The sequence below is a fragment of the Metamycoplasma auris genome (genome assembly GCF_003253435.1).
Classification (GTDB): domain Bacteria; phylum Bacillota_I; class Bacilli_A; order Mycoplasmatales; family Metamycoplasmataceae; genus Metamycoplasma; species Metamycoplasma auris.
Map to the genome: position 1 here is coordinate 1 of NZ_QKUB01000024.1, position 2,165 is coordinate 2,165.

1 protein-coding gene and 1 pseudogene are annotated in these 2,165 nt (G+C 26.9%); both read left to right on the forward strand.

Annotated elements, in window-relative coordinates; all coding sequences use genetic code 4:
• Positions 1-283: pseudogene (locus BCF89_RS03475) on the forward strand (hypothetical protein); the annotation flags it as partial.
• A gap of 2 nt (positions 284-285) precedes the next feature.
• Positions 286-2,165: Mbov_0397 family ICE element conjugal transfer ATPase (locus BCF89_RS08770; protein ID WP_111518946.1), on the forward strand; the 1,880-nt coding region annotated here is incomplete at its 3' end.

Below are 2,165 nucleotides of genomic sequence, written 5' to 3' on the forward strand. Positions count from 1 at the left end.
TAATGGTAATGATAATAACTTTGTTAATAAAGCAAATGAAAAAATTAAGAAACTAGAAACAAAACTAGAAGATACTAAGAAAAAGAAAGCGCAAGCAATTAAGAGAGCAAAAGCATTGGATGAATTGCAAAGAGATCGTTTGAAATTTTACGCAAAAGACCAACAAGAATTTATGAAAGTAAGAAATACTGTTTCAAATAAGGATGGAAATAAGATTGCTTATAAATTTAATAAATTGCTTGAAAAAGAAAACTTAAAAACTAAGAAAGGAAAGGATAAATAGAAATGTTACAACCTAAAAACTTAAAAAAGACACAAAACTATTTTTGGAAATCGTTTTCGTGACTCGACTTTTTAGTCCTAACTTTACTTGTAATTCTAAGCGTAACAATTGGATATACTTCATTTCCGCCATCTTTTGCGAACAAATGAAAAATCCTTACTTCAGTTATCTTAATTTTAGTTTCATCGGTAGTTTTAATAAAATCGCCAAAATATGATTGTAGATTGTATGTATTGCTTTTTAGAGCAATTAAATATTTATTTAGTGTAAAAAAATACAATCACAAAGCATATAGTCCTAAACTCTTAAATCCATACAAGGAAATTATTGAAAATAAATATGTTAAAACGAAACAACTAAAAACAGGAACAAAATACTTCGGAGTTCTTAAATTCCAAGGTAAAAGTCCTTGAAATGAAGACATAGAAGATAGAGAATCATTTTTAAATAAGTTTAATGAATGACTTGATATATCTGAATATCATCTAACTTTAATACGAAAAAAGGAGTTAGCGGATTATACAAAGAATTTTGAAAGTCTGAAATTAAATAAAAGAAAAAAATTAAATTCTCTAAGAAATAAAAATGTTAATAAAAATATCATTAATAACTACAAAGAATACTATAAGTCAATTGAAGAAGACTTAGAACTGCTAGATACTGAGTTATTAGTAGATACCTACTATGTAGCGCTTTATGCTAAAGATATTCTCGAACTTAAAAAGATTATAAGTAATGCGATTGCTTCGTTTAATTCAATGGATATTGAAGCAAATTTAATTGAAGGTTTAGACCTACTTAAATTTTTAGCATCAATAAGTCTAAAAACTCTAGACGAAGAAGCAGCAACTACTTATTTAAACGAATTAGAAATATCTTCAAGAGAGACTTTAATTAATAAAGATAACGAAATCTATGTTTCACTAAGTTTAAAAGAAAAATTCAAAGAATTCTTTAAGTTTTTAAAAGGTAATTTAAAGAAAAACAAAATAATTCAAGATCAAACATATAAAAAATCTAAAATAACATTAGATAATTTGTTAACCTCTGATACAACATTTAAACGTAATTACTTTATTAAGGATAATAGATATTATTCCATTCACACAATAAGTGAGTTACCTCTAAATATTGATGATGGGTGAGCAATTAATTTATTTGATAATGATGCAACTATTGTTTGAAATCTAGGCATATTTAATGAAGATACACAAGCAAGTTTATTAGATAAAAGCGGTAAGCGGATGGTCGACAATAAAGCATTAGTTAAAAGTAAATACTTTAGAGCATCATCTAATTTACAACTTGAAGCACTCGAATACTTACAAAGTCAACTTCAAGAAAATAAAAACTTATTAATGAATAGTTCATTAATGATTATAAATGAAGGGAACACATTAAAGGAATTAAGAGTCGCTGAAAATAAAGTAATAACTAATGCTAAAAGAGCAAAACTAATAATTAATAGCGTTCCTTTTAAACAATTTGAAGCATTAGCGCAAGCTTGCTTAATTCCAACTGATAATCTTCATGAAGCAATTCCAATGTCTAGTTATAATATCGCGCATGGATGACCTTTTGAAAATGAAAATAGTAATGATAATAATGCATTTATTTTAGGTGCAACTGCTTCAACAGGGGAACCTATAATCTTTGATCAATTCTATAAGAAAAGTGCGCGTAGAGTTAACTATAATATGTTTACAGTCGGAAGTAGTGGAAAAGGTAAGTCAACTGATGTTAAAAAAGCAATTGTTGGGCATTTAGGAGCAAATAATAAAGTTTATATTATTGATCCGCAAAATGAGTATACAAAACTTGGGAATAAGTTTAATGCGACAATGATTGACTTAGGATTAGGACACAAAACTTTAATTAATCC